The organism is Paenibacillus castaneae, assembly GCF_002884445.1.
GTDB lineage: Bacteria > Bacillota > Bacilli > Paenibacillales > Paenibacillaceae > Pristimantibacillus > Pristimantibacillus castaneae.
The window spans coordinates 2,193,814-2,218,936 of sequence record NZ_KZ614144.1 but is presented as its reverse complement, the minus strand read 5'-3'; the positions used below and the strand labels follow the sequence as shown (position 1 = coordinate 2,218,936).

17 protein-coding genes are annotated in these 25,123 nt (G+C 43.4%); 3 read left to right on the top strand and 14 right to left on the bottom strand.

What is annotated here, in order from left to right:
* The first annotated feature begins 68 nt into the window (after nucleotides 1–68).
* Nucleotides 69–551, top strand: coding sequence for a C40 family peptidase (locus tag CEF13_RS09370; protein ID WP_102710437.1), 483 nt, complete (start codon nucleotides 69–71; stop codon nucleotides 549–551).
* Nucleotides 552–968: 417 nt separating this feature from the next.
* On the opposite strand, the gene CEF13_RS29430 is transcribed toward CEF13_RS09370, so the two are convergent.
* Both CEF13_RS29430 and CEF13_RS09360 read right to left on the bottom strand, forming a co-directional pair.
* Nucleotides 969–6,359, bottom strand: coding sequence for a LamG-like jellyroll fold domain-containing protein (locus CEF13_RS29430; protein ID WP_102710436.1), 5,391 nt, complete (start codon nucleotides 6,357–6,359; stop codon nucleotides 969–971).
* Nucleotides 6,360–6,752: 393 nt separating this feature from the next.
* On the bottom strand, nucleotides 6,753–7,415 hold the full coding sequence (locus tag CEF13_RS09360) for an ATP-dependent DNA ligase (RefSeq protein WP_166742814.1): 663 nt from the start codon (nucleotides 7,413–7,415) through the stop codon (nucleotides 6,753–6,755).
* Between the two features lie 133 nt (nucleotides 7,416–7,548).
* On the opposite strand from CEF13_RS09360, the gene CEF13_RS09355 reads away from it, so the two are divergent.
* Nucleotides 7,549–7,758, top strand: coding sequence for an alpha/beta-type small acid-soluble spore protein (locus CEF13_RS09355; protein WP_102710434.1), 210 nt, complete (start codon nucleotides 7,549–7,551; stop codon nucleotides 7,756–7,758).
* A 59-nt stretch (nucleotides 7,759–7,817) separates the two neighbouring features.
* On the opposite strand, the gene CEF13_RS09350 is transcribed toward CEF13_RS09355, so the two are convergent.
* Both CEF13_RS09350 and CEF13_RS09345 read right to left on the bottom strand, forming a co-directional pair.
* Entirely contained in the window at nucleotides 7,818–8,246 is a 429-nt protein-coding gene (locus tag CEF13_RS09350) for a MarR family winged helix-turn-helix transcriptional regulator (RefSeq protein ID WP_102710433.1), read from the bottom strand.
* A gap of 37 nt (nucleotides 8,247–8,283) precedes the next feature.
* Nucleotides 8,284–10,116, bottom strand: a complete 1,833-nt coding sequence (locus CEF13_RS09345) for a UbiD family decarboxylase (protein ID WP_102710432.1) — start codon at nucleotides 10,114–10,116, stop codon at nucleotides 8,284–8,286.
* Nucleotides 10,117–10,365: 249 nt separating this feature from the next.
* Between CEF13_RS09345 and fabV the strand changes: the two genes are divergently transcribed.
* Entirely contained in the window at nucleotides 10,366–11,556 is a 1,191-nt protein-coding gene (fabV, locus tag CEF13_RS09340; protein ID WP_102710431.1) for an enoyl-ACP reductase FabV, read from the top strand.
* Nucleotides 11,557–11,631: 75 nt separating this feature from the next.
* Here fabV and CEF13_RS09335 read toward each other — a convergent pair whose 3' ends face one another.
* The 10 genes from CEF13_RS09335 to CEF13_RS09290 form a co-directional block, all read right to left on the bottom strand.
* Nucleotides 11,632–12,264: a hypothetical protein gene (locus tag CEF13_RS09335; protein WP_102710430.1), complete on the bottom strand. Its 633-nt coding sequence runs from the start codon at nucleotides 12,262–12,264 to the stop codon at nucleotides 11,632–11,634.
* Between the two features lie 118 nt (nucleotides 12,265–12,382).
* The gene (locus tag CEF13_RS09330; protein WP_102710429.1) at nucleotides 12,383–14,950 is read right to left on the bottom strand and encodes a beta-mannosidase; all 2,568 of its coding nucleotides are present in this window, start codon (nucleotides 14,948–14,950) and stop codon (nucleotides 12,383–12,385) included.
* 44 nt (nucleotides 14,951–14,994) lie between these two features.
* Complete coding sequence (locus CEF13_RS09325; protein WP_341806303.1) at nucleotides 14,995–16,470, bottom strand: glycosyl hydrolase; 1,476 nt, start codon at nucleotides 16,468–16,470, stop codon at nucleotides 14,995–14,997.
* A 49-nt stretch (nucleotides 16,471–16,519) separates the two neighbouring features.
* Nucleotides 16,520–17,554, bottom strand: coding sequence for a glycosyl hydrolase (locus CEF13_RS09320; RefSeq protein WP_102710428.1), 1,035 nt, complete (start codon nucleotides 17,552–17,554; stop codon nucleotides 16,520–16,522).
* A 58-nt stretch (nucleotides 17,555–17,612) separates the two neighbouring features.
* Nucleotides 17,613–18,569 carry a carbohydrate ABC transporter permease gene (locus CEF13_RS09315; protein ID WP_102716304.1) on the bottom strand — a complete coding sequence of 319 codons (957 nt, stop codon included), beginning with the start codon at nucleotides 18,567–18,569 and terminating at the stop codon, nucleotides 17,613–17,615.
* 71 nt (nucleotides 18,570–18,640) lie between these two features.
* On the bottom strand, nucleotides 18,641–19,540 hold the full coding sequence (locus CEF13_RS09310; protein WP_208414507.1) for a carbohydrate ABC transporter permease: 900 nt from the start codon (nucleotides 19,538–19,540) through the stop codon (nucleotides 18,641–18,643).
* Nucleotides 19,537–22,113 carry a DUF5696 domain-containing protein gene (locus tag CEF13_RS09305; RefSeq protein WP_102710427.1) on the bottom strand — a complete coding sequence of 859 codons (2,577 nt, stop codon included), beginning with the start codon at nucleotides 22,111–22,113 and terminating at the stop codon, nucleotides 19,537–19,539. Before CEF13_RS09305 ends, CEF13_RS09310 begins: the two co-directional genes overlap by 4 nt.
* Nucleotides 22,114–22,127: 14 nt before the next feature.
* Nucleotides 22,128–22,748, bottom strand: a complete 621-nt coding sequence (locus tag CEF13_RS09300) for a Yip1 family protein (protein ID WP_102710426.1) — start codon at nucleotides 22,746–22,748, stop codon at nucleotides 22,128–22,130.
* The gene (locus tag CEF13_RS09295; protein WP_146022692.1) at nucleotides 22,745–24,238 is read right to left on the bottom strand and encodes an NHL repeat-containing protein; all 1,494 of its coding nucleotides are present in this window, start codon (nucleotides 24,236–24,238) and stop codon (nucleotides 22,745–22,747) included. The genes CEF13_RS09300 and CEF13_RS09295 overlap by 4 nt, the downstream gene beginning before the upstream one ends.
* A 14-nt stretch (nucleotides 24,239–24,252) precedes the next feature.
* Nucleotides 24,253–25,119: a carbohydrate ABC transporter permease gene (locus tag CEF13_RS09290; protein ID WP_102710424.1), complete on the bottom strand. Its 867-nt coding sequence runs from the start codon at nucleotides 25,117–25,119 to the stop codon at nucleotides 24,253–24,255.
* Between the last annotated feature and the right edge of the window lie 4 nt (nucleotides 25,120–25,123).

Below are 25,123 nucleotides of genomic sequence, written 5' to 3'. Positions count from 1 at the left end.
AACCCCCTGTTTCGGATGTGTTATAGTCATAATACATTAAACGAAACGCGGAGGGACATCCTAACAGCATGAGAAAAACGAACATAATCAAATCGATTGCCAAAGCAAGCCTTTGCAGCGCGATCGTCCTATCGTCCATCACTTTTGGCTCTTTTGCGCAAAAAGCGCACGCAGCAACTCCAACATCCATCGGATTAATTGACACTGGAAAAGAATATATCGGCACACCTTATCAATTTGGTGCACCTGCAGGCGTTACATACGCATTTGATTGCTCATCATTCACACAATTTCTATTTAAGGGCCTAGATGTACAGCTTCCACGTACTTCTGCTGCACAAGCATCAGTAGGCAAAAAGGTTGCTAAAGGATCACTAAGCATGGGAGATCTTGTTTTTTTCAACACTAATGGCAAGTCAATCAGCCATGTAGCTGTGTATGCAGGAAATAACAAAATCATACATAGCGCAAGCCAAGGTGTAACCATTACCAGCCTTAGCAGCAGCTACTGGGCGAAAAAATACGTAACAGCAAGACGTGTATTGAGCTAGAAATTTTTATGAAGAAGGATCTGCTTTCGCTATGTGCGAGGTAGATCCTTTTTGTTTTGTTGGTCTAGTAAGGTTAGTGCCCTCGTCTAGCAAGTTTATACCGATGCCCGTTCGTTACTACTATTTTCTTAAACACAAGAAGAAAATATGAAACATTTGGATATTCACCACGAACAGGAAACAGCTCTTTTCCGCCTTCGACTCGCTTCTTCAACCTCCACTAACCCTCTCCTTCGAATGATTGCCATCACAGTTAAATGGTGAGCAATATATTTTTTTATTTTTATCTCCTATTCAAGAGCAAACCACGTTATCCTCAGAAATACAAACAAGAACCCCTCCAATTGGAAGGGTTCTTGTTTGCTTTTTTAATAAACAACTACAGCGCTAACCATCATGCTTTGGTTAATATTTTACCTACACCCCAGCTAGAATCGCAATCTCTTCCGCAGTTAACGCTTTACCGTACATACGGAACTCATCCATTGCACCATTAAAGTTTTGATCCCAGAAGTTTCCGCCTATAAAGTGCTCATTAAAGCCTTGCGTCGTTCTAACATTGGAATTCACTTGCGCGGCCTCGACACCATTTAAATAAACCGTTGTCTTGCCGCCGGGTGTTACAGTCATGGCTACATGCGTCCAAACTCCAACTGGCAGTTGATTGCTGGAGGTCGCCAATGGACTACCAATAAACAATTTAGTCGAATCAATTAATCCAAAATTCAAATAATAGTTTAATAGATTATCCGCCGATACAAAAGTATCACTGAAATAAATACTCGACCATGCTTGTGACCAGCCTTCTACAGTCCCATTCCACTTCACCCAAGCAGCAACGGTATAGGCTTGATCGCCATTAATTAAATTTTGAGGCAATACGACTGGAATATTATCAAATGGTGACCCTCCTGTGGCTTTCAAAAACTGTGCAGCTTTCTCACCAGAAGTACGTCCATCCACGTATTCCACTCGCCCGTTTTTGATAGCCGCATCATGACCGTTCCCGCTGCTATCCTTAACATTACCGTTGAAATCCAGCTTCACGAGTAGGCCGTCTAACTCATTGAATTCGGGTGCAGATGCTGTGACTGTAATTGTTGCAGCAGCCTTTATAGCAGCATCAGTGCTGGAAACGGAAGTAATGGTTGCAGTTCCGGCAGCTACTGCCGTAACGACTCCAGAAGCATTCACCACTGCCACTGATTCATCGCTTGAGCTCCAGACAACATTTCGATTTGCGGTTAAGCTAACTTCTTCACCAACAACAAGTGATTTTGATTGTACATTCAATATAATCATGTTGGTTTGCTCGAATTGCAGGGCTATCTGCTCTGGCGTGAGCACCTTGCTGTAAATCTTCAATTCATCCATCATTCCAACAAATGGTTTATCCCAGTAATTTACTCCTAATCCGAATACGGCATTTTTATTTGTAAATACATTTGGAAATTTAGTACCCGAAAACTTTAGCACACCGTTTATATAAATCTTGACCGTACCATGATCAACCGTGAACACGACATGCGTCCATTTGCCGATACTTATTTTCATACCTGTGTTCCCGTCATACCAGTCCGTACCAGACCAAAGCATGGTAATTGACCCTGGGCCTCTTGGAACAAAGCTAATCCAGCTGTCCGTTGTTCTAGCTCCGAAGAATGTCGTCGAATAATCATTCGCTTCTGTCGGATTAAGCCACATGGATACAGAATAAACCTCTCCATCAATTAATCCATCCGGAAGACGGATGCCTGAAAAGCCATTAAATACGGCTGCATCGCCAGTGATGCCAGGGCCATAAGAAATCGTACCGCCTGCTTTATCAATTCGGTCGCCTGTTACGCTACCAGCGCCTACACGATTCAATGTGTCTGATAGATTATTCTCGAAAGCATAGTGAGCGACTAATCCATCATTGACATTAATCCTATAGGACACTGTCACTTGCCCACTATCTGCTGCAGTTGCGGTGATCGTTGTAGAACCAATTCCTATACCTTTAACTTGACCTGTTGATGCATTTACAATAGCAATGCTTGTGTCTTCTGAAGTCCAAACAACTGATTTGTTTCCAGCATTTTCAGGAAGAATAGTAAGCTTAGGCGTAAAGAAGGTATCCTTCGCCAAATCCTTAGATGAGGTGTCTAATTGAATTTTGGAGACAAGCACGGATAAATCCGGTTCGCCATGGACCAGCCAGTTAATCTTTTCTGCATTCAATACCACGTCATAAACTCGCAGCTCATCAATCAAGCCTTTATACGGCGCATTCCAATAATTCACTCCAAGACCAAAAACACCATTCTCATCCGTGAAAATATTCGGAAATCCTGTGCCTTCATACTTGAGAACACCGTTCAGATATACCTTAACCGAACCGTCCTCGACTGTGAATGCAACATGAGTCCACTTATCGACAGCTATTTGTGTACGCGTCGTTGCATCGTACCACGCTTCTCCTGACCACAGCATTGAATATTGCGTATCGCCAGGCCCTCTAGGTACCAAGCTAATCCAGCTCGACTCTGATTTGGCTCCAAAAAAGGTAGTCGTAAATGGTGTAGCTTCAGAAGGCTTTAACCACATGGATACGGAATAGTTATTTGTCGAAATCAATCCATTAGGCAGCAGTACACCTGATTCCCCATTAAAGCTGGCAGCCTTGCCCTTTCCGGTCGCCCCTGGAGCATAAGTAATCTCTCCGCCAATATTATTTATTCTATTACCTGTCACTGTGCCGGCTGCTGCATTGCCAGTAAGCTCCTCTAAATTATTTTCAAAATCATACTGTGCAATTAATCCATCCTCTAGAGGTTTATTCTTATCCGGTTCCTGCTGAACCATTAATGTGAATACTTTGCTTGCCTTCTCTTCTCCAATTGTAATGGTTGCAGTTAATTGCACGGCAATATTGCCTGAGCCAGCAGCTGGCCGTGTAACAACTCCGCTTGCCGAAACAACAGCAGCATTTGAGGACTCCCATGTAATTGGCCAATTATTAGCCGCTTTTGTCGGAAGAATTACATCTTGATAAATGCGTTTCGTATTGCCTAGCGTTAATAAAGCAACAGCATTAGCAGCCATCTGTTGATCTGTTAATGGCTCGAATTGACTGCCCCAGACGGCAATGCCTTTCCCAGACATGACGGTGAATGCCATAACATAAGCTTCACGAGTAGGGTCCCATTGACGAATAAATACACCCTTATAAACGGTTTGTACAGCGATGCCGCCTACAACTTCGTCAACAACAAGCTTGGCAAAATAATCATCCTCCAGCTTCCAAGTTCCTGTTACGGAACCGGAAATAGTACCGTCTGCAAGCAGCTTAACAAACTGTGAGGACTTGATGTCCTTCGTGATGTCTTTGCCATGGTTAATATATTGATAAACGCCAACTATATCACTTGCAGAAACTTGAGCAATGGTCTCGCCCGCATACCGATGCGGAGCCACAACTGGCCAGCCATCTTGATTCATAAACATTTGATGTACACGAACCTCATGAGCTTCCCCTCTGAAAGGAAAACGGCTGTGAAAAATATTGAACCACTTGCCTGTCGCATCATCGAAATAAGTTGAGTTATGCCCAGGTGAAACATAGCCATAGGTTGGGAAATCCGCTTCACCATTTAAATTGCTGTATAAGAAATTTCCGAATAGCTTGACGCCATAAGGCTCGATCGATTGATCATCAAAAAACGATCCTGCAGCACCATGTGCAGCAATCATATCTTGACCTTCATAATCCACATAAGGTCCGTCTGGGCTAAGCGAGCGGGCCACTCTCATATTGTAGCCGCCATCCGCACCCAGTCCTCCGAACGTGACGAACAGATAATAATAGTTGTTTGTTGGATTGAATTCAATATATGGAGCTTCAATTCGGCTATGATTATTACCCATCAGCCGCTTGCCATAGCCTTGACCTTCAAGTGGAAAGCCGGTAATCGGATTCATCTCCAGAATGAAAATACCGCCGGAATATGAACCATACACCATCCAAAGCTTACCTTCCTTATCAAAAAAGGCATCAGGGTCCACTACATTTGGCTGTTTGGTTCCATCATAGCCTGGTGTGCTGCCACCAGATTTCAAGAATATTCCCTTATTCACATAAGGACCTTCAATGTTGTCGGCCACCCCCACTCCCATGGCTGAAAGCGGTTGGTCACCCTTACATGCGTTATAATACATATAAAATTTCCCATCCGCGAGCTGTATAACATCCGCTGCCCAGAGCGTATCGCTCTCCGCCCATTGAAGCGCTTCTGCCAGCTCCTTCTTCACGTTGCTTTCCGCACTTTTAAACAATTTATTCGTATCCGTAACACCGGAATCAATAAGCGTCCAGCTCATTAAATCATCTGTTTTGGCCGCTGCCAAATGAGATCCAAATACGTAATAAGTGCCATCTACTTTAATGACAGATGGATCATGTACGCTTACATTTTTAAAAACGGGCTCTGCTGATGGTGTTGGTGTTGGCGCTGTATTCGAAGAAGACCCGCCAGATGGAGCCGTATCGCGTTCTATCTTTGCACCGTTTTTGGAATCGCTTTGCACCTTTCCGCTGCCTGTAATTTTGATCTTCCCATCAAACGATAAAATGATATCTTTGATTTCTGCAGCCCCATCCACATGCAGAGCTGCCAGCTGCTGCAAAATCATTTTACTAATGATGCCTTTCAGTATCTTGATAGCAGGAGCTCCGAGTGAACGCACCTCAACCTGGTCGAAGCTGCCGGACAATTCGACGGTTATATGGGGAGCAGCACCCTCGTCAATAACAACCGTTCCAAATCCCGCTCCAGTAATAGCCATATCCTCTTCCAGCTTTACTCCAGACTTCACGATTACACGAAGTACACTGGTACTGCCGCTTGTCACGATGCGAAGCTTGCCGTTTTTCTTATCAACGATTGCATCTGCAATATTAGAATTACGAATGGTGATGCTGTTCTCACCTCCGCCATATACATGCAGCATGCCTTTCACCGTTATATTGTCAAGAATAATATCGCCTTCTACTATTCCCTCTGTTAAGTACAAATCTCCTTCAATCTGTGTGTCCTTCAACGTAATATTCGCTTTATTAATGACTATATTCCGAGCTGACACATTCGTATAAGTGCCTTCCTTTGTTAGAATTTCACCAGAAATATTGTTCATCATGCGAATGGCTTCCGCTCTAGTAATGTTTTTGCTCGCTTTAAAGGTTTGATCCTTGTAGCCGTTCACATATCCTTCGGCAACAATGGTCTGAACGGCCGTCTTGCTCCACTCCGGCAAGCTGGCAATATCTGTGAGACTACTGTTTCCGGCTGCCTTGCTGTTCAAATGAAATACTCTATACAAAATAACCGCAGCCTCTTGACGGCTGATCGGTTCCTTAGGTCGAGCTGTTCCGTCGTTGTAGCCTGCTATGTAGCCCGCTGCAACCGCTTTCTTTATATCATGGTAAAAATAGCTTGTTGAGGGAACGTCTGCGAATGAAATCTCGCTCTCCTCCACAAAGTTAAACACTCGATTAACCAAGGTCACAAATTCTGCTCGATTAATAGCTTGATCCGGCTTAAATGAACCATCAGCGTAGCCCGTAATCAACTCCTTCTCTTGCCAAGCTGTGAAATCCTTCTCAGCCCAATGACCGCTCACATCGGAATTCGCACGAATGGTTCCTCCACTTGCGCTTGTGTTCTTCGACTCTCCATGATCACTGCTGGCTGCGGCAAGCAGCTGCACTGGCAACAGCATCGTGAAAATTAGAATAATAGCTAAACATTTATACAGCTTTTTATTCATTTTGGTTCATTCCCTCCTATTTGATCTGTTAACCTCATATGTCATTGCTTTTTCAATCATTATCCTTATAAAAAGCTATCACCTCTCTTTTCTCTCCTAATTAAAAAAGCGCTTTCATTTCTGTCCATTAGCTTCTGTCTATCAAGCTTTAACCTTAGACATTAACAATAATTAGAGAATGTTTTTATTAACCAATTATCATTAATGTTAACGATTATATTGTACCGACCATTTCTACAAATAGTCAATAGTAAAAACGAAAAAAAGGACGGAATCAGTGGCTTCTGATTCCATCCTTTTTGAATAACCTTCCCCTTTTCAATATTCCCATTAAATTAATATATATATTAATAAGTTATCAAAAGTTCATTAACAATAGGGTTTACATCCACGTTAGCTAAAAAGCTGTATAGCCGATTTTGCAATCTTCGCCTCTTCAGAAGTGTCGGTACCGCGTAAATAGGCATAATCCTTATTTTTAACTTTTAACCAGTTGGCCGTTTTTCCTTCAATATATAAACTGTCCGAGCGTTTGCAGGAGACACCTTCGAGCTCAAATCGCTTCACTATATCAAATAATGCCATTCCTTTTCCTTCGACGTATTGCAGCTTCTTGAAATAAGCGTTTTCCTCCAATATCGTGTCCAGCAGCTTCTTTCGTTCAAGCAGCGGTGTAGTCCGCATATCCATTCCATTATAATAGAGAATATCAAAAACAAAATAACAGACCGGCATCACCGCTCTGGCATCGCGAATGCGCGATGTTTTTTTCATTTTGTAACGCTCAATCAGCTTTTGAAATTGTATCGCTCCCGTATCAGGATTCATATAGGCAACCTCGCCGTCTAATACGATATCTGCAGACTCCGTCAAGGGGACATTATGTAATTCCGGATATTGCCGAGTGACGTCATTACAATGTCTTGTATATAAAGCTGCTTTATTTCCGATAAAAGATAGCTGCAGCCGGTGCCCGTCAATCATTGGCTCGAATAAATAACCTTCATCATCGAAAGGCTGCTCGTACTCCAGCATAAGCATAGGTTTCATAAACATAAGGACAGACTCCTCTCGTATTCCCATTTTAACACGTACTTATAGGGCAAATGAGCGGTAAATATAGGCTTAATTAGCGAATAATCCATATCGGAATGTCGCATAATAACAACAAGAAGGAGGATGAACTTAAATGGCAAATCGAACCAATCAACTTCTTATACCCGAGGCGCGTGCTGCGCTCGAACAGCTCAAATATGAAGTAGCTCAGGAGCTTGGCATTCAACTTCCTCAAGACGGCTATTATGGTCATATGACAACTCGTGATATGGGGTCCATTGGCGGCTCGATTACACGCAGGCTTGTTCAAATGGCTGAGCAGCAGATCATGAGCCGAAGATAGCTCCGTCAGTGCACAAATAAGGAAACCGTCCATTGTCAAATAAATGGACGGTTAAGCTTTTATTTTAAATTTTGAATAATTTGAGTTAATACGTCAGAGCATATTTGGAGGCTTGCTTGATCAATTCCTTTAAGCTCGGCTGCGATCTGATCCTGTATTTGCTGGGCAACCCCCAATTGCAGCTCTTTTCCTTTTTCTGTAACGTAAATTAATTTCGTCCGTCGATCAGTTGGGTCCGTATTGCGTTTGACAAGTTCCTTCTTTATTAAATGATCAATTAATCTGGAAATAGATGTGTGATCCTTGACTGCTAGACGTGCCAGTTTATTCTGAGATAAACCATCCTCTTCCAAAAGGATATTCAGAATAGCCCACTGCTCGGCAGTTACGGGAATGTCATTATCATTAAATCGTTGATTAAGACGATTGTTCATCAATCGTGAAGATACTTCAGCTATGTGCCCCAATGAATGCTCAGAGAAGCTCATATAAAACCTCCATTCACCAATAAATAAGACAGATTAACTATGACTTTAATCCAGCCAAGCTGGCACCTTTGACAAACAGCCGCTCAATGTTTTTCTCTACTTCGGGATCAGCTATTAATGGAGGTGCTTGATGCGGCTTAATCCGTGCGTCAATAATGACCGTATCACATGCCCAATGCTTGTTCTCATAATAGCTGTTCACGCCATACATATCATGCGATGGGTTGCTGCGCGTAAAGGTAGCCCACAGGAAGTTGGAAATGGATGCACTTATAAATGAGCTGTCATCTGCTACAATAATCATTGGACAGGAAGAAAGCGAGCCTTTTGCCCCAATAGCCTGACTTAATCCTTCCATTTCCTGCTTCGCTTCTGCATAATCAGTAAAGGCAGCCCCTTGAATGACAACAATCCCTGGCATCACCAAGCGTGCATTCTCGAAACCGCGTATTTCATTCAGAAGATCAGGGGTTTCTGTGCACAAATCCCGTTTCTTGTCACCAAAAGCGGCGAAAACTACTTTACTTCCGCTATTTAAACCGGTGCCTGAATAATCCAGCGTATCGATGGTTGTATTCGTATGGAAATGGATGTCTCGATGCAAATCGATACGCTCCAATATATAAGTCATAAAACCAACTTCATCATGTGTGTCTAAAGATTGATTTTCTTCCGCCGTTATAAACAAATACTTCGCCAAGCTTAATTGACCGGTTCCCAAAATGCGATTAGCGATTGTAAGCAGCTCGGCTGGCTGTTTGACTTGCTGATAAGGCGTATAACGCTCGCTCCCAATAGCAAACAGCAGCGGATGAACGCCCGCAGCATCCACTGCGTGGACTTCCTTGACGCCGGGAATTTCTTGCTTGATCGCATCTCCAGTCAACTCATGAATGAGCTCGCCGAATGCGGTATCCTCCTGCGGCGGTCGGCCAACAACGGTAAATGGCCAAATGGCATTTGGCTTTGCGTACACTTTATGTACCTTCATAACGGGAAACGGATGAGTAAGGCTGTAATAGCCCAAGTGGTCACCGAAAGGTCCTTCCGGTTTGGTTTCTCCGGGATGAATTTCACCGGTTATGACAAAATCAGCATCATTGCTGATACAAAAACCATCGACATAGCTGTAGCGAAAACGTTGTCCTGCAAGCAAGCCGGCAAAAGTTAATTCGCTCATTCCTTCTGGCAGCGGCATGACGGCTGATAGAGTATGTGCAGGCGGTCCGCCTACGAAGCAGCTCACCTTCAGTGGGGCTCCCTGCTTATTTGCTTTATCCTGATGAATTCCAATTCCGCGGTGGATTTGATAATGCACGCCAATTTCTTTATTCATTTCATATTCGTTGCCGCTTAGTTGAACACGGTACATACCCAGATTGGAATTCATAATCCCTTGCTTCTCGGGATCCTCCGTATACACTTGAGGCAAAGTGACGAAAGCGCCTCCATCCATTGGCCAATGCTGAATGAGCGGAAGATCGGATATGCTGATTTCCTGCGCGGTAACCGGCGTGCTTCCTGTTTTCTTCATAGGCAATGCTTTCCAAGCAGCCAAACCCGTTTTCACATGTTTAAATGGATTTTTTAATGCTTTCATTGGGTCGTTGCGTAAAGCCATTACATCCTGTACAGCATCCCAGGTATGTCGAAATATAAACTTGCTGCGTTCTACTGTGCCAAATAGGTTGGATACTGCGCGAAACTTCGAGCCTTTGACATTCTCAAATAGGAGCGCTGGACCCTTAGCCTCAAAAACTTCCATATGAATCGCAGCCATTTCGAGATACGGATCTACTTCTTCTTTTATACGAATCAAATGTCCATTTTTTTCGAGATCGATTAAGCAATCTTCCAAATTGCGATACATCATTGATTATCCCCAATCATCTATAATCATTCTTCTCATATGTGTATATGCACATAATTTATAGTAAAGCAAAACAGATGTAGATGCAATTATACTGAATAGTGCTTACAAACAAATATTTTATATAATAATGCCTATATGCTCATTACGGAACTTCCCTTTAGCGCCAAAAGTCGGTAAAATAAGATAGAGTTATACTGCTACATAAGGAATACAACCAAATTCCATAATAGAAAGGAATATTCTAATATGATTATTCAACCGAAAACTCGCGGTTTTATTTGTACAACCGCTCATCCAGAGGGCTGTGCCCAGCAGGTACAGCGTCAAATCGATTATGTACAAGCTCAACCGTCCATTGAAGGACCGCGTAATGTTCTTGTTATTGGTGCTTCTACTGGCTACGGTCTTGCCTCGCGTATCGTTTCCTCATTCGCAGCAGGCGCTAATACAATTGGTGTCTACTTCGATAAAGCTGCTGAAGGAGCACGCACTGCTTCAGCGGGCTGGTACAATTCAGCTGCCTTCGAAGAGGCTGCTGCTGCAGCTGGACGCAAATCCTTCAGCATCGTTGGAGATGCTTTCTCCGACGAAATTAAAGCGAAAACAATTGATCTAATTCGCACCGAGCTTGGGAAGATTGACCTCGTTGTTTATAGCGTAGCTTCACCGCGCCGTACTCATCCTAAGACAGGCGAAACCTTTGCTTCCGTAATCAAGCCTCTCGGCGGCACATATTCAAACAAAACCGTTAATTTCCATACAGGTGACGTGACGCAAGCAACGATCGAGCCTGCAACAGAGGACGAGCTTCGTCAGACGATTGCTGTAATGGGCGGCGAAGACTGGCAAATGTGGATCGACGAGCTCCAAGCAGCAGGCGCGTTGGCTGATGGGGCAACTACGGTTGCCTACTCTTATATCGGACCTGAAATTACACATGCTGTTTATCGCGATGGCACAATTGGCGCTGCTAAGAACGATCTTGAAGCAACGGCTGGACGTCTTAATACACAGCTTAGCGCAAATGGCGGACGCGCTTTCGTATCGGTGAACAAAGCACTGGTTACGCAATCGAGCTCAGCTATTCCGGTTGTTCCGCTATATATTTCCGCGCTTTACAAAGTAATGAAGGAAAAAGGCATTCATGAGGGCTGCATCGAGCAAATGTACCGTCTATTCTCAGAGCGTCTGTACGGGAATAACGAAACACTCGTTGATGAGAAAGGTCTTATCCGTGTCGATGATTTAGAAATGAGACCAGAAATTCAAGCTGAGGTTGCTGAGGTATGGGCTAAGCTTACAACAGAGAACGTGTACGAGCTTTCTGATCTCGAAGGCTACCGCAGGGAGTTCTTCCAGCTGTTTGGCTTCGAAACCGACGGCATCAATTATGAGGCTGATGTTAATCCAGAAGTGAATATTGCTAATCTTCGCTAGTTTCATAGTAAGAGCAAAGAGGCTCATTCAATCGGAAGTTTAATCCGAATGAATGAGCCTTTTTTTCCTAGCATCCTATCTACGATCCTTCGGGCGTTTAAAACGGATAATCAAATAAAACATAAAACTTATGCACAATATAACGCCTGCTATAATGATTCTATTATTCGTTTCGTCTGACTCCAGGTCTTTCTGTATGCTCTCTACAACCGTATTCTTATTCGCTGATAAGTGAGTCACATCCATATCGTGATTTTGAAGAAAGTGTGACACCTCGTCCGTCGAATAATACCTCGATGCCGAAGTACCATTCTCTAAGAGAATAAAGCCCTGGTGCACTCCGCTAATCCCATAAATTCCTGAATCCGGGTAAAGAAGAAAGAGATATCGTTTGCCTTTATTTAATACGCCTTCATCTGACCACTGCAATACTTTGACGGAGATAGCATCCTCCTGCGCCACAACTATGTCCGAATTCGCATCCCCACCCTTAATAACCTGTTCAACGTTAACCTTATAAATGAGTTTGTTATCTACAGCAGCTTTCTTACTATTCATTACGGTTCCAATTAGGATTACATTCGAGTTCTCAGCCAATTCCTCTAAAGGAAAGGTTGCAAAATCCAGCGCATACACAGGCTGTCGTCCAATGTACAGCAGGAGCATGCATAATGCCAGACCACATGCATACTTTGATATCCTTTTCATTGCATCACCTCTATTTTCAGACGCATACATCGATGATATGTTGCAGCTGCGCTATTGCTATTAATTAAACAAGATTAAAAAAGCCGCCAGCAACCTTCCGGTCACTAGCGGTTTTCATTTAATTTACACTTACTTTGGCATCAGCCAAAAAGTCAATCATCGAGCGTGCTTGAATATGTCCTGCAGCTGCTGGTTTACTCGTCTCTTCACCGCTTGCGCGCAGCTGGAATTCCACCGTCTTCGCTACACCCGGAATAAGATCGAAGAAGTTATCAGAGAATATGCCCTCATTCTCTGCTGTAAGCCATACTTGCTTAACTAGAGCATCACTCTCCAGCGAGAATTTTGTTCCGGCGCTGCCTTCCAATTCAACGATTCGGATCGTACCAGCAGACAGCTTCTGATCCTTCGCATTTACGAAATAATACGATTTGCTGTCAAGGAGCTGATCTCCTTGCACAAGCTCGGCATGCAGCAGAATGCTGCCTGCATCTCGGCCTTCCAGCCACTCTTGCTCATTAAGCGTGAATGCAATAGTCGAGCTGTTGCCCTGCGCCGATACCGCGGAGGAAGCTTGCTTAAGCTTCGCACCAGCAAAATCATATAGTGTCACTTGCAAATGGCCAGCAAGAGGAGCGAGCAGATCCGTAACTATATATACATGGATTAAGCCGCTGTCAGTGCGCTCAAACGAGAGCATAGTGTCCGCAAAGCTTCTTTTTGCGTAATACTGCAACGCTTTCCATTTGCCATAGTAGTCCATGCCAGACCATGAAGCTACAGGCCAGCAGTCGTTCATTTGCCAGTAAAGCGTGCCCATGCAATAAGGCATTTTCCGGCGATGCGCTTCGATTGCCATCTTCATAGCTTCAGCTTGAAGCACTTGGCTCATATATAGGAACGAAGGAAAATCTTTGGGCTCGCTCATATAAATATCCATGTATTCCTTGATTAGACGATTGCCGTCGCCATTCTTCTGATGAGCCCGCATAACCTTAGAATCAAGTGCTAAGTCCTGCTCCTGCGCGAAGGTCATAACGGTATCATATTCAGGGAAAGACTGGAAGCCGTATTCGCTCATGAAACGTCCAATTTTCAAATTATAATTCTCGAACGGCTCAACTGCGTGCCATACGCCCCAGTAGTGCACATCCCCTTCTGTCGTTAACGGATGCGAATGCTGATTAATGTCTTCCGAGAGTGAAACGAGCGGTGATGAAGGCCAATATTCCGCACCAGGGGCAAACGCTGTAACCGCTTCTGGAAGAATTTCATGGAATATGGCTTCATAGTCATTCCAAATAGTGGCGCGCTGCTCTTGGTTATAATTTTTCTTCCAGCCCCAGCCGCCAGTCTCATCATACTGCGCCCAAGCGCCATCGATCTCATTGTTTCCGCACCAAAGCACGATTGAAGGATGATTGCGCAGACGCTTCACATTCTCTTCCGCTTCGATCCGCACATTATTCAAGAATGCCTCATCGCCTGGATACATGCTGCAGGCAAACATAAAGTCCTGCCACACCATGATTCCGTATTCGTCGCACAGCTCATAGAATACAGACTGCTCATAAATGCCGCCGCCCCAAATTCTCAGCATATTCATATTGGATTCCGCAGCTGTTGCAATTTCATGCCGGTAGCGTTCATCCGTCACATCCGTTATGAAGCTGTCATTCGGTATATGGTTAGCGCCTTTAGCGAATACAGGAACACCGTTTAATTCGAAACAAAAAGAAGTGCCCGCTGCATCTGCATCCTTATCTCTTACTAATCTTACGGACCGCAAGCCGCTTCGAACCGATTTAGAGGCAATTGGCTGCTCTTCCTTAATCAGCTCTGCTGTAAATGTGTACAGATGAGCATCTCCAAGACCTCTGCTCCACCATAATTTCGGCTCTGCCAAACGAACTGGAAGCTGAACCACATTCGTGCCCGCGTTCAAGCTTACCTCTTGCTCCCAGACGAGATCTTCTGTACCTACTCGAACCAAACCATGCCATGCATTCTCCGATTCGATTTCTACATTTACAGTCAGATTTGCTTCCAATGCTGTCACTTGGTTCTGTTGAATATACACATCTGTTATTTTGCTGTCGGACCAGCCCTCTAAGCGAGCTTCGCGCCATATTCCGCTCGTAACAAAGCGAGGACCCCAATCCCAACCATAATGATAAGGAGCTTTTCGGGCAAAAATACTAATCTTCTGCTCGCCAAGACCGCCAAGCTCGGATTGATCATTTGTAGCTGGCAGGTTATAGCCCAGCTTTTCGATTTTTGGCAAATCCTCTTGAACCGGTGACCGGAAACGAATCAACAAAACGTTATCCTTTGGTGTCACGATAGACTTTACGTCTGATTTCCACGTTCTGAACATATTGTCAGCGGACAGCACGTGTTTGCCGTTCACATATACATCAGCATAAGTATCCAAACCGTCGAATACGAGCTCTAACGAGGAAGAGCTTAACAAATTATCCGACACATCGAAGCTGGACTCATATTCCCAATTCAATTTGTCAATCCATTGCAGGTCATGCTCGTTTGTCGCATAGAACGGATCAGCTATTACGCCGTTGCGCAGCAGATCGGTGTGAACACAGCCCGGTACGATGGCAGCCATCCATTCCTTCTCTTCACATGCTTTAAATTTCCATTTATCTAGTACTTGCTTGGTTTCTCCCATTATATCCTCCTGTAGGAAATCCATTATGTATTCCTATCGCTTTCTTACTTTTCTATATCTGCTTCTTTTTTCATTCCAAATAAATTACCCAGCTTATCAAGAGTTATGACATCCGGATGATTATAAACTTTTATAAGAACATCCTGACTATTATGCTTGCCGTCATCCAAATATTCGCCCTGCCATGTAGAGAACCAACTCCAGATTGCGCCATACTCCTTCATTAGATCTGGGTCGGGTATAGAGCCATTTTCAGTCATCGCTGCTATTTTTTTGTCTTTAACCAATTCAACAAGCTTATCGAATTGATTAATGACCGGACTGTGGTCTCCCGCGATCGGATAGCTGTCCACACTAACAATATCTACAACATCGTCACCTGGATACCACTCTGGCAGAACAGAGTTCCAAACCCAAATCAAATTATTTAACTCATGTTTGTTGACTAGTCGGTCATAAAGAAGTCGGTACAGCTCTTTCGCAGGCTCTGGACCTTTAGCCCCCCACCAGAACCAGCCGCCTTCCGCTTCATGGAGAGGACGGAATAGAACAGGCACATTAGCATCACGCAGTCTTTTCAGCTGCTCCGCAATAACATCGATGTCGCTCAGCAATAGCTTATAATCCTCTGTATCAGGATGACTAAGCGCATATTCCAAGTCAAAAGTGACAGAATCGGCATAAAAACCTCTCCACCACTCTTTTCCTGGCTCATCAATAATGCCTTTAGGAGCATTCCAGTGCCAGATGAACGAAACGATACCGCCTTGCTTGTGCCAGCCTAATGCCTTTTCAACTTCATAGGAAACGGAGCCATGCTCTACTCTTGTAGGCGAATACTCAATGAAATCAAACCCGACCATCGCTGGTTTTTTACCCGTAATCTTATTGATCCAATCCACATTCTCAAGCTCAGTCTGTCCAGCTATTGTGGATTTGCCGTATTGCTCAACCAAATAATTCATCAGCGTCTTCGCTTCATTCGAAGCGTTCGGGTTTACTAGCTTATTGGTTACATCATGTATAGTAACAGGCTTCGTTTTTTGGATTTTAATATAATCAATATCGAAATAACCCCAGCCGCGAGTGAAGCTAATCGTATTGACACCTTTGTTAAGCAGCATTTTACCTGCTTTAATCTCAGTAAACTTCTCGGTTGGCTCTAACGCTATATCACCTTGCGGGCTGCCATTGAGCAGCAAGCCCGCCACTTTATTACCGTTAGGCGCTCTATAGCTGACAAAAACGTTATAAAGCGAAGCTTTGGGAGCATCGACCGTTATCGTAAGCTGATCATGCTCATCTGTGAATTCTGTTACAAAGCCTTTACCTGAGAATCCTTCGGCTGCTTGCGAGACTACTGTCCCCTCTAACAGACCTTCTTCCGCTTCATACAAAATAATGGCTTCTTTCTTTTTCCCCGTGATAGATGATCCAAATATAGCAATCATACAGATGACAATGACGCAAACGGCGGCAACAATGCCTATCACAAGTCGCTCTCTCTTTGGATTGGCCACCGAAATAAGCCCCCTCAAAAAATGATCAAAACTGAATTTGCTGCGGCTGTTAATCGCTAAGCCTGTAAGAAAGCAGATCTGGCAGCTCGTCTTTCGTTATAGAGAATGGATGATTATAAAACTTAATCAACTGCTCTCTATCCGTAAATTCACTGGAGTACTCTCTTACACCATCCTTGGTTGTATAAACGAACGTACCGTACCATGTACAATTCCATGCCCAAGGTACATCGTCCCGCAGCATAAGGTCTGGATCCGGTATCGGTCCATTCTCAGACAATGCAATAATCTTATTCGTCCCGGTATAAGACAACGCGGTTTGGAAGCGCTCCTGCTGTGATTCATAATTTCCAGCAGGAGGATAAATATCTTCACCAATAATATCGACATATTCGTCGCCCGGATACCAGTCTGCATGCTGACCGTTCCACACCCAAATCAAATGATTGAGTTTATGCAGGTTAGTCATACGATCGTACATCAGCTTCCAAAGCCATATGCAAGGAGCCGCTCCTTTGGCTCCCCACCAGAACCATCCTCCGCTTGCCTCATGCAGCGGTCTCCACAACACAGGTACACCTGCATCTTGCAAGCGCTGAAGCTCAGCAGATATAGCATCAATATCTCTTATTATCAGCTTATATTCTTCTGATTCAGAATCATCCATCGCCTTTTGCACATCAAACGTAGTTGCATTTGTATAGAAGCCTCTATCCCAAGACTGCTCTGGCGGTAAATCAATCAAATCTTTAGGTGCATTCCAATGCCAGCAAAAGGTAACAATTCCGCCGCTTTTCCACCAATCTATGGCAATGTCGGTATCGCTGCAAATTGATCCGCGTTCCGTACGTGATGGCGAATAATTCATGAAATCAAAGCCATACACAGCTGGATATTTGCCAGTTACCTCATGCAAAATATCCAGCTCGGGAGTAGATACGACTCCGATTTGTTGACCAGTCAAAATGCGAGATCCGTAAATATCGCATAAGTAGGTCATTAACCTTCTCGTTTGTTCATCCGCATTTGGATTTACAAGCTTTGGCTCTACATTGAATCTGGATTGCCGGTCCACTTGTGTCATTCTAAATTCTCCTGTTCATGGTGACTTCTATTTGTTAGATCTGAAAGATTCATTTCAATTAACCAATAATACCGCTCCGCTCAACACTCTCAACAAAGTAACGTTGTACAAGCAGATATAATAAAATAAGCGGAATAATGGCTAATAGAATGCCTGTATCAATGACCATAGCAACATGATTCGGATCCGCTTTCACATTAGCGCTGTTCCCTATGCCGAGCAAGCTTGGAATCAATTGATTCGCTTGTGCGGATAGAGATGCAATCTTAATCGGCATAAGGGATGATTCGCTCATGAAGAGCGAGGTAAAGAATGTGTCATTATACTGCCATACGAAGCAGAATAATACGACTGTAATAATCGGTGGTACCGCGTTAGGAAGCATGATCTGCAAGAAGGTTTTTACTCCTCCAGCACCGTCAATTAAAGCGGCTTCTTCAATTTCCTTCGGCATGCCTTTAAAAAATTGTCGGAAAATATAAATGAATAATCCCGCTTTTAATCCAATAGCTGTTGCTGAAGTAATAATGGAAGGCCAGTAAGTATTGAGCAAATTAACTCCTTGCTTGCCCGTAAACAGATGAACCAATCCCAAAATATCAAAGCTTCTGAAATGCAGATACATCGGTACCATCAGAGTGCTTGTCGGCACGAGAATCGTCAACACTACGAGCGCAAACAGTATATTATTACCTGGGAATGCGAAACGAGCGAACCCATATCCCGCTAGCGCACAGGAAGCTGCTGTCAGCACTGTCGTAACAACAACAAATAACAATGTGTTACCTAGCAATGGGAAATAATTTAATATAGTCATCGCCATCTTAATGTTATCGAACGTAAAATGGACAGGCACCATATAAATAGTTGGATTATAAATATCTTCTCTAGCTTTGAACGCTACTGAAAATTTCATCAGCAGTGGATAAACGATGATAAACGAGATACCGATGATCAGCAAGTAACGAAATATTGAATACAAAATATCAACCGTCTTATTTCTTGCTTTCTGCATACGATATTTATTCACATCATTGGGAACGGCTTGAGGTGCTTCCATATGCTAATACCTCCTTTGCTATTAACTTAGTTGTAATGTACTCTCTTAGAAAGCACGAAACCAATAATAACTAAGACAAGACTGACAATGATCGTATAGATCCAGGACATTGCCGAGCTGAGTCCAAAGTTTTGAGTTTTGAATGCAGTATTGAAAATCGTAGTTGTTACTTTGCTGCCCGAGAAAGAATCGATTATCGTGTAAATGACATTTGTCAAAATGAGCGGGCTTACCATTGGAAACGTAATCTTCCAGAACGATTCATACGCAGTAGCCCCTTCCATCTTGGCGACCTCATACATCGAGCTCGGTACAGACTGCAGCGCAGCTAAGAAGATTAGAATTTGTACGCCAGAGTGCGTAATAATGTCATAAATACGTACGATGGCTTCTGTGATGTAATCAATGAATGACAGCGGCAATCCGATATCAGCAAGCATCATAACCATCGACATAATATTGTAGCTCGATGCAGATGTACCCATCTCGTTAACAACGCTTGCGTCCCCGACAAGGTTGATTAAACCTTGACTTTCAGCAGACGAAATGGCATTTGAAGCCAATATAACCGGTAGGAAGAAGATGGCTCGCGCTAGAACTCTTCCCTTAAACTTCTGATTAAGAAGTGTTGCGGAGAAAAGGCTGAAAAACAAGATCATCGGTACATTCAGAGCCATTTCCGTTACAGACTGCGAAAGGATCCGATTAAATGTAGCGTCAATAAGCAAGGCGTCTTTAAAATTTGTTAGTCCAACAAACTCTAATTGATATCCCGATGGCGAGATGGTTAGTTTACTCAAGCTAAATTTAATAGATTGAATCAGCGGTGTTGCAAACATCAGCGCGAAACCAAGAAACCAAGGCGTAATAAATGCTAATCCGAGAAGAGAACGCTTGCGGTTCAATGTCAGCTTCGTTCCAATCATGACTGCCCACCGCCTATCCAATAATGTTGTGCTTCTATCTTTTTACCATCAACGAAAACGACTTTATCCGTGTAGTTAACAATGATCGACTTTCCATTGCTGTATTTCATTTCTACTACACCGTCTTGATGGCGAATATGGTTGACCATTTGTTCATTTCTTACCTCAGATAGCACTTCATTCACTTCTTTGTACAACGACACGGCCTGATCATACCAATCCTTATAGTAAGTAGAGTACAGCGTATCAAAAGGCGTAAATTTTAAAGTGGATGATGGCTTATATGTCCATAAGAAATGCGGTGCTGTACCGAGCTCAATGGAATGAAGCATTTGTTTTTTGACATCTTGCTCATCATTGATATTAATGACATTGCCGGTATAATCTTTATAACCGTGAATGACCATTTGATAGAAAGGTACTTCCTCATCCTCAATAACAAAGCCGCTTGATGATGTCGGTACATTGATCAGGTGATCGGCGAATGGCCATGCATATGCGTTACCGCCTGCTATCATTGTCGTTTCAATTCCCTCATCGATTTTACCTAATTGCTCCGTCACGATTTGTTTTGATGTTTCCCGTTGAACAACTCGGCTGACACGATAATCCGCGCTTAGCACACTGCCGAGGTCTCGGAGTGAAACGCCTTTTGAATCAAAGGACTTGAATTCTTTCAAGAAGCTATCAACAAAAAACGGTAGCTTCGCGGACGATAACAGATAAAACGATCCCAATCTCATATCCATCCGATTCAAAGCTCGATTGTATGGATACAGCTCCGCTTCTTCTCTTGTAACGAAGCGTGCAGCATCAGATGATGGTGTGAAGGCTGCATCATCATGATAAATTTGCTGGAAAGCTACATCCGGGAACAACATGCCGCCCGATTGTTCTAGCTGCTCTGACAATTTTTTGAAATCAGATTTGCTGCCGAGCACACTATCTGTTTTTAATTTAACCGGTGTTTTATGATTGACGCCTTTGCCGAACCATCCCGAATAACGCATAAGAAGCCGATCAATTCCGTCCTGCTTCATTTGCTCTGCTATTTGAGAAGCTTGATCAAAGGTTGTCATTGAAATAACAGACTGATAAGGAACACCTAGAAAAAACTTCTGCTTGTCTACAGCTCCAATAACATCCAGATAAAAAGGAATATCTTCCGCCTTGCTTAATGGTTGCAGCGCGTTGCTGGCGACAAGCTTGTTTCTATATAGCTCTGCCATGCCAGAATAGTTAGCCTTTTCGCTCGGCAGGAAGTTATATCTAACTTCAATATCGCCCTTGTATATTTCATCGCTCAGAAGCTGAATTTCTTGGATAGTTGAGCCGGTATACAGCTCAAGCCAGTCTTCCCCACGCAGCGCATAGCTGCTATGCACATAGTTATATGAGTTTTTCTTGCCGCTAATATCAGCAGCAATACTCGCCATTGCATCTCCTTCTTCAATAACAGCGAACCAAGCTGCGTCCCCTGCCTTCATCCCGAAGACTGGCATACGAGCATTTTCGGTTACTTGTCCGCGTCTCCAGCTATTGTCGTTCGGATCGGGACCGTATACCTTCTGCACATATTGCTCTTCCTTCACTTTGCCGTTGTTTAAATGAATAAGACTGCCTGAGCCGTCCGGCACGAATATATATCCGTCATTTGTCGAATCAGCAGCCCCGAAGAAATTGAGCAATTCAATGCTGCGAATTTTGTAGCCGGTGCTCTCTTTAATCTGGTTGACCGGTATCGATGCCAATAACGATGCACCGTCAAGACGGTATTCTAACGGAACAACAAAGTTTGGTTTGTTCAATCCGCTTCCGCCAGATGATGCATTCTCCTCGTTGTCGAATGCCAGATCATCTTCCGTGTAATTAGCCTTTTGAAAAGCTGCCGTCATTTTAGTAAGTACAATTTGTTTCGAAATTTGTTCATCCAGTCGCTCCAACACTTCTGGATTCGCCTTAGTCGGATAATAACGCAGAGCTACATATTTAGCCGACGATTCATCTAACTTTGAGAGGACTTTCTCATCGAGTCTGGATTTACTAATATATTTAGGTAAAGCATCAATGCCTAGTGACATATCACCAATGGTGTAAGTGATACGAATACCATTCTCAATGCTTTCAACTGTAAATTGTTTGTTGCTAATGCTTCGTGTGAAGTTGGTGTACGTATCTAATGTTCCTACGGTATCACGGAATAAAACCGTTATTTGAGAGGACATAACTTCCTTCTCGAAAGCCGATGCTTTCGCGTCCTCATCTCGATTTACAGGATTACTGTAAAAAACTCGGCCTTGGTGCTTATCCTTTACAGCAATTTCTGTCGTTTCTGTGTTGTAATACAAGGATAAATCGGAATTATCCGCAACAAGCTTCATTCCCGGCAAGCCCTTCGACGAATCTGGCAATGCTTTCAATTCATTACCGGTTTCTAATTCCGTTGTCACTTTAGTATAAGCGGTTGCATCAATTGCCCGTGCTCCACGATTCATGAAGAACAAAGAGCTGACAATCACACAGATTGCTGCGGCACAGGCCAGCACCGCAACGAGCATTTTACGTTTTTTCACGGTTGCGGCCTCCTTTACGTACGGAAAATGATTTCTCGGTAAATATTAACGATAAACTCATAGATTTGCTGCATCATGCTTAGCACCAATGTTCCCAGAAATACGATGATCCCCATAACGATGACCGTTAAGAGCATAATTATGATTGTTTTCGTTGCAGAAAACTGATGAATCGTCATCATACCTACAAATAGAAGAGCGATAAACCATATGGTGGATATCGAAGTAACCAGATAATAAAAGGCAGTCTCCTCTTTTACCATAAATCGGCTGGCAATTGTCATAGGTATATAGGTAAGCACGATCGGTAGAAGCGCATAACCTGTTGCCATCACGATTTCCTTGAACTTTCCTTCTCCATCCATCAATGTTGTAATAGCCCAGTTTGATACACACCATAGAAAGAATGGAAAAATAATAGTAATGAGCTGAGTAAGACTGTTTAAATAACGCGGGTCATTAAAGTTAACTAGAAATCCTGCGAACTGATTTCTTAATATAACGGATATGACGACAAGTACCAATATGGTTAAAGCCACTCTTGCCTTGCCCTTACCGTCATATTTCAGATCCCAGAAACCATCAAATGGATGCATAATGAGGTGCAGCGGAAATTTTATAAAATCTTGCTTCATGACGTTTTGCCCTCCTTAAGCTTTTGCGAAGCAAAACCCGATATTGGCTTCATCCGCTTTCGTCTCTGAGAGCTTACGAACTTGAACGCCAGCCAAGCTGCTACTATAACAAGCAACACCGTCATAAATGTTCCGAAATGCTCCTTCATTTGTTCCCTACGATATCTTTTGTAAGCTACAGAATAGTTTTCACGATCCATTCCAAGCTTGAAGTATTCAAGCGCTTCACCGTTGCGCTTCTCCATTAGCAGAGATTTACCGATTCCAATGTAAGCGATATCGTAGTTTGAGTTCAAACGCAGTACTTCCTGCCAAATCGGAACAGCCAGCTGATCATCGCCATTATAATGATAACCTACAGCTTCGTTTACTCTGGAACCGAATTTCGTTGGCTCGAATACAACAATATTGCTTTTGCCGCGATCAAGCACCAACTGATTTCCACCTATACTTTCTACCGCTACAGGTGTTTTAAAGGTCCCTAACTGGTTTCCTTTGCCACCATACACATATAAGAGATCGCCTTCGTCATTATATGTGAATATTTTCCCCTGGTTGGCATCGAGGACGCTGTACATCCCATTTTTCAATACTTTTACATCAATTAATTTGGATGGTCCTAAAATACGACGGAAAAGAATATCTCCTTTTACATCAAAGTAGCCAAACCGTTTAAGGACATCTTCGCCTGATGGATTAAGCCGCTTGACAGGCTCCTTAGAACCAGGATCGATATTAGTCGCATAAACGAATCCCTTTGCATCAATGTCAATGTTGGAAAACTCGGTTGGAATAAACAATACCATTTGCGACTTCTGTGCTTTCGTCGAAAGCAGTCTCCAAATATATTCCGTATAGTCGCGAGTAACTTTATTCGTCCCTACGTATCCGATAAATTCACCATTACTGTCGAATTGCATGATGCCCTCGTATACCCCTTTGGCTACAACAAACACGCGCTTCGCTTTATCCACTGTGACCTTAATCGGGTTGAATTTGAAATCAGCAGCTAATATTTCCGATTGAGGCTGATCAATAATACGGACCAGCTCTCCCTCTTTCGTCAATACAACAATCCGCCCATTATCGGAATCCGCAATATAAAGATTATCTTCATCATCTACGAATAATCCCGTTGGGTTTTTGAAGGTATCTTCTTTCCCTTCATTATTAAAGCGGCTAATGACGCCGAGCACCTTCCACTGCTCATCCACATTGACGATCCGTCCATTGCCTGTATCAACAATATAGATAAGTCCACTTTCCGTAACGACCATGTCGCTCGGCTCCAAGAAGTCGCCAATACCGAGATCAGCACCGGAAACAGAACGGCTAGGAACGTATGCTGCTGGTGAAGGAACAGATTCTTCCCAAAAGTTATAGTTGTAGCTCTCATATGGCGTCGACGCTGCGGACACCGGTGCCGGCGCTGCGTTTATAAATAGTAGGGAAGCCGCCGCGACCACGAGAAACCATTTTTTCGCTGCCAAGTGCATTCCCCTCCTTAGTCTTTCATTCCCGATGTTGCCATCGTCTCTATAATTCGGCTTTGCGAGAACACAAACAACGTAATCGGAACACTCATGAGAATGAGCGCCACAGCTGCGGCTGCGCCCGCACGAGCAATACCGCCTTGAACGATTTGATTCGCTGCGAAATGCAGTGATTTCAATTGTTCGCTATATATAAAACCATTTCCGTCACTGCCCCAAAGAATTTGGAACAATAAGATGATGAGCGTGAGCCACGCTGGTTTTACGTTTGGCATAACAATCGTCCAAAAAATGCGATATTCACTAGCACCGTCTATCTTCGCTGCTTCCAGCAATACATCCGGGATTTGCTCCATAAATTGCTTCATTAGATATAATCCAAGTGAGTATGCAAATGCCGGAATGATGACTGCCCAATACGAGTCTATTAATCCGAGCCAAGACATAATCATGTAAGTCGGAATAGCTGTAACGGCCGGAGTGAACATCAACGATAGTACAACAACGGTGAACATAAGCTTCTGGCCTGGAAACTTATGCTTGGCTAAAGGATAAGCTGCAGCCGATGCCAACAGCACGTGTCCGATTATCCCCATTCCAGTAATAAACACCGTATTGAAAATATACCTTGAGAACGGAACCCATGAATTGCCGAGTAAATTGATCAAATCAATGAAATTGTTCATGGTCGGATTGCGAACGAACAAGGTCGGAGGGAACATGAAAATCTCATCCAACGGCTTGAATGCGTTATTAATCGCATATATGAGCGGCAGTATCATGAAAGCTCCGAAGATCGCCAACAAGATAAACAGCGAGAAGCTGCCCATGAATGAACGGTTCACCCGTTTCTTACGTAATCGAAACGAGAAGGTCATGATG